Below are 7142 nucleotides of genomic sequence, written 5' to 3'. Positions count from 1 at the left end.
GCGTCACCATCGACTGGCCCACCCTCCTTCGGCCCTATCGCGCCCACACCGTCGAACTGCCCTCCTACCCCTTCCAACGGCAGCACTACTGGTTGCGGAACGAGCCCGTCGCCGTCCCGCGCAGCGAGGCCCGGCCGGTGGAACTCCCTGGCGAGCGGGGGGATCTGCTGGGCGCACGACTGCCGTCGTCTCCGCTCGCGCAGGCGCAGTTCGCCCCGCGGCTCGACGCGGTGGCGCACCCCTGCCTCGGCGACTTCGTGGTCGGCGGGCGGCCGGTGGTCAGCGCGGGTGTCCTCGTGGAGTCGTTGATCGAGGCGGTCACCGAACTCTCCGGGCCGGGGCCCGTGTCCGTCGAGGACCTGGACCTCCCCGTCGACCTGGTGCTCGAACCGGTCGGCATCGACCGGTCGGCGGCCGGCGGCGGGCGCGCCGCCCAGCTCGTCGTGGACGCGGACCTGTTCCGCTACTACGCGCAGGACCCGGCGGGCGGCTGGCAGCTGCACGCGCAGGGCCGGGCCGCCTCCGGTGCTCCGGCCGCTCCCTCGGTGGCGTTCGCGTCGGTGGGTTCGGGTCGTGAGCTGACGGGCGACGAGTTGTACCGGATGCTGTGGCAGCGCGCCCTGTACCTGGGCTCCGCCGCCCGCTGGGTGGAGCGGATCCGGCTCGGCCGGGGCGAGGCCACGGCCGAGATCCGGTCCGCCCTGCCCGGCGAGGCGGAGCGCTACCTGATCCACCCCGGTCTGGTCGACGCCATGTTCCAGACGGCACTGGCCTGCTTCCCGATGGACGGCCCGGCACTCGTGCCGGCCGGTCTCGACCGCTTCGTGCACTACGACCGCGGTGGAGCCCGGGAAGGCCTTCGATGTCACGCCGAACTGTTCGAGGACGGCACCCGGGTGCGCATCCGGCTCGTCACCGCGCAGGGCCGGTTGGTCGCCGAGGCCTGCGGCGTGCGCTTCGTCCCGGCCCTGAGCCGGCCGGCGGCGGAGCCCGCCGCCGTGCCGGTGCCCGCGGCCGCACGCGTGACCCCGGCCGTGGCCGAACCGCAGCGGCGGACCACGGTCCCGACGGCGCCGGCCCCGGCACCGGTCGAGGAGCCCGAGACCGCGCCCGCACCGGCGCCCGAGGCGGTGCGCGCCCTCGTGACGCGGACCGTCGCCCAGGCCCTCGGCACGGTGGCGGCCCGGCTGGACACCGGGCAGTCGCTGCAGGCGCTCGGCCTGGACTCGCTGATCGCGATGAAGATCCGGACGGCGCTGAACCGCGAGCTCGACGTCCTGCTGCCGATGACGGCGTTCCTGAACGGCCGCAGCACCGAGGACATCGCCGGGGACGTGCTGGCCGCGCTCGGCGCCGGAACCGAGGCGGGGACGCCGGAGACCGACGGAGGCACCGACGCGGAGGCCCCGCAGACCGGTGCCGCGGCCGACGCCGCGGCCGGCGTCGAGACCGGTGCCGAGACCGGCGGTGACGTCGACGCGGAGCGCTACGAGCCGTTCGGCCTGACCGATCTCCAGCAGGCGTACCTCGTCGGCCGGGGCGACGCCTTCGAGCTCGGCAACACCTCCACCTACTTCCAGATCGAGATCGACCTGGAGAAGGTGGACCTGGAGCGGCTCGGTGCGTCCTTCCGGGCGATGATCGAGCGTCACGACATGCTGCGGGCCGTCTTCACCGCCGAGGGCGAGCAGCGCGTCCAGCGCGAGGTCCCGGCCTACGCGATCCGTGAGACGGACGTCTCCCACCTGGCCGAGGACGAGCGCGAGGCCGCGCTGACCGCCGTCCACGAGGAGATGCGGCACCAGGTCTTCGACACCGCCCGCTGGCCGCTGTTCGACGTGCGGGTGACCCGGATCGACGACCGGACGATCCGGCTGCACGCCGGCTTCGACGCCCTGGTCATCGACGGCTTCAGCACGTCGATCCTGTTCAAGGAGTGGGCCGCGCACTACCGCGGCGAGGAGCTGCCCGAGCTGGAGCTGCGCTACCGGGACTACGTCCGCCAGGCCCGTGAGCTGGAGTGCGGTCCCGAGTACGACCGGGCGCTCGCCTACTGGCGGGACCGGCTGGACACCCTGCCGCCCGCGCCCCAGCTGCCGCTGGCGGTGGCTCCGTCGAGCCTGGACCGGCCGGTGTTCAACCACCGTGGCGCGACGCTCCCGAAGGAGGAGTGGGACCGCTTCAAGGAGCACGCGGCGGTGGCCGGGGTCAGCCCCTCGGCGGCGCTGTGCACCGCGTACGCGCAGGTGATCGCGGAGTGGAGCGCGACGCCCGACTTCTGTCTGAACCTGCTGTACTTCAACCGGCTGCCGCTGCACCCGCAGGTCGGCGACGTCATCGGCAACTTCTCCACCACGCTGATGCTGGAGATCCGCGACTCGGCCGACGACGCGTTCGCCGTCCGTGCGGGCGAGGTGCAGGCCCGGCTGTGGAGCGACATGGAGCACAGCCAGGTCAGCGGCGTGCAGGTGCTGAGGGAGCTGAACCGGGCGCGTGGCGCCTCGGTGCGGGCCGCGGCGCCGGTGGTCTTCACGAGCCTGGTGAACTTCGCGGGGCAGCAGGACACCGAGCGGCGCGGGGTCGTGCAGTACCTGGCCGGGATCGGTGAGAACGGCCGTCAGGTGAGCAGCTCGGTGCGCACGCCGCAGGTGTGGCTGGACCACCAGGCGGTCGAGGAGGCCGGTGAGCTCGTCCTGAACTGGGACGTGATCGAGGAGCTGTTCCCGGCGGGTTGCGTGGACGCCATGTTCGCCGCGTACCAGCGGTTGCTGCACGAGCTGTGCCGTGACCCGGAGGCCTGGCGGCGGCCGAGGCCGGCGCTCGTGCCGGCGGCCGACCTGGACGTACGGGCCGCGGCCAACGACACCGACGGGCCCGTGCCCGACGGCCTGTTGCACGACGCGGTGCTCGCCCAGGCCGCGGCCACGCCCGACGCGCCCGCCGTCATCTCGCGGGCGCTGACCCTGACGTACGGGGAGCTCGACCGCAGGTCCAACCAGGTGGGGCACGCGCTGCGCGCCCAGGGCGCCGGGCCCGGCGACCTGGTGGGCATCGTGATGGACAAGGGCTGGGAGCAGGTCGTCGCGGCGCTCGGCATCCTGCGGGCCGGGGCGGCGTACGTCCCGATCGACGCCCGCGTGCCGGTCGAGCGGCTGCACGTGCTGCTGGAGAGCGCCGGGATCACCCGCGTCGTCACCCAGCCGTGGGTGGAGGACACGGCGGACTGGCCGCAGGGCGTGGCCAGGACCGTGGTGCGGGCCGACGACGAGGGCGAGGAGGCCCCGCTCGGGGAGTCGGGCGCCAAGCCCGGCGACCTCGCGTACGTGATCTTCACCTCGGGCTCCACCGGGCTGCCCAAGGGCGTGATGATCGAGCACGGTGCGGCCCTGAACACGGTGGTCGACGTCAACGAGCGCTACGGCGTCACCGCGGCGGACCGGGCCCTCGGACTGTCCGCGATGCACTTCGACCTGTCGGTCTACGACGTGTTCGGCCTGCTGTCGGTGGGCGGCGCCCTGGTGCTGCCGGAGCCGGCCGCGCACCGCGAGCCCGCCCGCTGGGCGGAGCTCGTCACGGAGCACGGGGTGACGATCTGGAACAGCGTGCCCGCGCTGATGGAGATGTTCACCGAGCACGCCCTGTCGAACGGGCTCACCGGGCTGCCGGTGCGGCTCGTCATGATGAGCGGCGACTGGATACCCGTGTCGCTGCCCGGCCGGATCCGGCTGCTGCTGCCGGAGGCGGAGCTGTGGAGCCTGGGCGGCGCCACGGAGGCGTCGATCTGGTCGATCCTGCACCCCATCGGCGACGTGCCGGACGACTGCGCGAGCATCCCGTACGGCAAGGCCATGCGCAACCAGCGCTTCCACGTGCTCGACGGCGCGATGCGGCCCTGCCCCGTGTGGGTGCCCGGCGACCTCTACATCGCCGGCGTCGGGCTGGCCCGGGGCTACCTGAACGACGAGGTCAAGACCCGGGCCGCGTTCCTGCACCACCCGGTCACCGGTGAGCGTCTCTACCGCACCGGCGACATGGGACGCTTCCTGCCGGACGGCACCATCGAGTTCCTCGGCCGGCTGGACTCCCAGGTGAAGATCCAGGGCTACCGGATCGAGCTGGGCGAGGTGGAGGCCGCGCTGACCCAGTGCGGGGGCGTGCGGAGCGCCGCGGTCGTCGCGGCGGGCGAGCAGCACGGCCCCAAGCGGCTGATCGCGTACGTCGTCCTCGACGAGGGGCGCGACGACACCGAGCAGCAGATCATCGAGGCGCTGCGCCAGGTGGTCCCGTCGCACCTGGTGCCGCAGCGCGTCCTCGTCCTGGACGAACTGCCGCTCAGCGACAACGGCAAGGTCAACCGGGCGGCGCTGCCCGCTCCCGAGGAGGTCGCCGCGGAGGGCGCCGGCTTCGTCGCGCCCCGCGACGAGGTGGAGCGCCGGCTCGCGGAGATCTGGGCGGAGTTCTTCGGAGTGTCCGAGATCGGGGTGACCGCGAGCTTCTTCGACCTCGGCGGCGACTCGCTCCTCGCGGTGCGCCTCATGGCCAGGATCGCCCGCGGTCTGGGCCGCAGCCTGCCGCTGTCCACCCTCTTCGCCCGGCCGACCATCGAGCTGCTCGCCCGGGCGGTCCGGGAGGCCGGCAGCGGCGAGGAGGGGCGCACGGCGCTGGTGCCGGTGCGCACGGGCGGTTCGCGGACTCCCCTGGTGTTCGTGCACCCGGTCGGCGGTGACGTGCTCTGCTACGCGGAGCTCGCCGAACTCCTCGGCGACGACCAGCCGTTCTACGCGCTGCAGCTGCCGGACACGGAGCTGACCAGTGTCGGGGCCATGGCCGCGCACTACGTCGCGGCGGTCCGGGAGGCGCTGCCGGAGGGTCCGTACCGGCTCGGCGGCTGGTCGATGGGCGGCGTGATCGCCCTGGAGATGGCGAACCGGCTGACCGCGGCGGGCGCCGAGGTGGAGCTGCTCGCCGTGGTCGACCTGATGGTCGAGCCCGGGCCGGCCGAGGGCGAGCCGGTCTCCGACGAGACGCTGCTCTCCTGGTTCGCCCGGGACCTGGCGGGGCTCGCCGGGGTGGACTGGGAGCTGCCGGTCGAGGCCTTCGACGGCCGTCCGCCGGTGCGGGTGCTGCACGCGGAGGCGCGGGCGGCGGGGGCGCTGTCCGAGGACATCGACCTCGACACGCTGAGCGGCATCGTCGACCGGTTCCGGAACAACTACCGGGCCCTGTTGAGTCACACGCCCAGCGGGTTCACCGGCCGAGTGGTGTCGCTGCGGGCGGCGGACGGCGGTGCGACGGTCGAGACCGCGTCCCGCTGGATGCGGTACTTCTCCGGTGACGCCACCCTCGTCGACGTGCCCGGCGACCACTACACGGTGATGCGGGGCGAGCGGCTGCGCGTCCTGGCCGGCGAGCTGCGCCGCGCCCTCGACGCGCACTGACCCGAACCGGCCGGGCCGCCCGCGCGGGCGGCCCGGCCGGTCCACCCCGGACCGGTCCTGCGGATCCGGCGGGGTCCAGGTACGAGAAGTGAGGACAATCGGAATGCGAATTGATCAGGCCGGCCGGAACAGCGCCGGAGCGAGCCGATGAGCGCGTTGCCGGCCACCGTGCCGGTCGCCGTCGTCGGAGCGGGCCAATCGGGGCTCGCCGCCGCGTACCACCTGCGGCAGGCCGGCGTGGGGTGTGTGGTCCTCGACGCCGGCAGCGAGGTCGGCGAGACCTGGGAGCGGCGCTGGGACTCCCTGAAGCTGTTCACCTCCGCGCAGTTCTCCGGGCTGCCGGGCCTGCCGTTCCCCGGGGCCGGGGCGCACTACCCCGGCAAGGACGAGGTCGTGGCGTATCTGCGGGACTACGCCGAGCGGTTCGACATCCCGGTGCTGACCGACCACAGGGTGCTGTCGCTGCGCAGGGACGACGACGGCTATCTGCTGACCACCGCGCACGGCGACTGCCGCGCCGAGCAGGTCGTGATCGCGACCGGCCCGTTCGGCGCCCCCCGGCTTCCGGAGTTCGCGGCCGGGCTGAGTGCGGACGTGCCCACCCTGCACACCAGCGAGTACCGCGCGCCCGCCCAGGTGCCGCCGGGCACGGTGGTGGTCGTCGGCGACGGCAACTCCGGCCGGCAGATAGCCGCGGAGCTGTCCGCGACCCACAGCGTGGTGCTCAGCTGCAGCGACAAGGTGTCGCCGCCCCTGCCGCAGACCGTCGTCGGGCGGGACATGTTCTGGTGGATGAGCGTCATCGGCGTGATGAGCCTCCCGGTGAACATGCAGGCGCCGGACCCGATCGTCGGCGACCGGGTGCCCGAGCTGGTCGCCGCGGGCGGGGTGCGGACCGTGGGCCGGATCACCGCGGCCGAGGGCGCCGAGCTGGTCACCGCCGACGGCGAGCGCGTCAAGCCGTCCACGGTGATCTGGGCGACCGGCTACCGCACCGACTGGAGCTGGCTCGACCCGGCGATGCTCGACGAGGACGGGCAGCCCCGGCACACGGAGGGCACGGGGGTGCTGCCCGGCAGCCACTACCTGGGGCTCTACCGGATGCGCACCCGCGGCTCGGCGCTGATCGGCTTCGTCGGCCGGGACGCCGAGCGCACCGCGGCGGCGATCACCGCAGCCGCCCAGAGCACCACGACCGTTCCTCCCACGGCAGAAGGCGAGCCGTCATGACCACCACCGCCACCACCACCACCACCGAACTCGACGTGCTGGGCGCGCTGTTGGCGTTCGACTTCATCGGGTTCGCGCAGAAGTCCGCCGCCCTCGACCCCGCCGGGCCGGGGTACGGGCAGGCGGTCGGCGCCGCCTTCGGGCTCGCCGCCCGTCGCCGCTTCCCGCAGGGGGCGGCGCCGCGGGAGATCAGCGCGTACGTCGCGGAGTTCCTCGGCTCGCTGGAGGCCGGCGCGGAGGACTTCGACCGGGCGGCCCTCGAAGGCCTGTTCGCCGAGGGGCTGCACGGGGCCGCGGCGTCCGGTGGCGAGCGGCTCGATCCGGAGGCGAGGATGCAGGCCCACCTCGTCCTGTCGCTCCGGCTGGTACGGGAACTGGGCCTCGGCCCCGACGAGCAGCGGGAGCTGCTGACCGAGGCCGCGCGCGCGACGTCGGCCTGAGGCGTACGGAAGGAGGCGGCGCCCCGGACGATCC

General features: G+C 73.9%; 3 protein-coding genes. All 3 read left to right on the top strand.

Translation table 11 applies throughout. From position 1 onward, the window contains the following. Positions 1 to 92 precede the first annotated feature (92 nt). The 3 genes from ACZ66Z_RS35110 to ACZ66Z_RS35100 all read left to right on the top strand — a co-directional run bounded on the left by ACZ66Z_RS35110 (position 93) and on the right by ACZ66Z_RS35100 (position 7108). Positions 93 to 5438: an amino acid adenylation domain-containing protein gene (locus tag ACZ66Z_RS35110; protein ID WP_469939921.1), complete on the top strand. Its 5346-nt coding sequence runs from the start codon at positions 93 to 95 to the stop codon at positions 5436 to 5438. A 147-nt stretch (positions 5439 to 5585) separates the two neighbouring features. After that, on the top strand, positions 5586 to 6668 hold the full coding sequence (locus ACZ66Z_RS35105) for a flavin-containing monooxygenase (RefSeq protein WP_469939920.1): 1083 nt from the start codon (positions 5586 to 5588) through the stop codon (positions 6666 to 6668). Continuing rightward, positions 6665 to 7108, top strand: a complete 444-nt coding sequence (locus ACZ66Z_RS35100; RefSeq protein WP_469939918.1) for a hypothetical protein — start codon at positions 6665 to 6667, stop codon at positions 7106 to 7108. Before ACZ66Z_RS35105 ends, ACZ66Z_RS35100 begins: the two co-directional genes overlap by 4 nt. Positions 7109 to 7142: the final 34 nt, after the last annotated feature.

The sequence above is a fragment of the Streptomyces sp. NPDC107498 genome (genome assembly GCF_055582805.1).
This window is presented reverse-complemented; position numbering and strand designations above follow the sequence as displayed.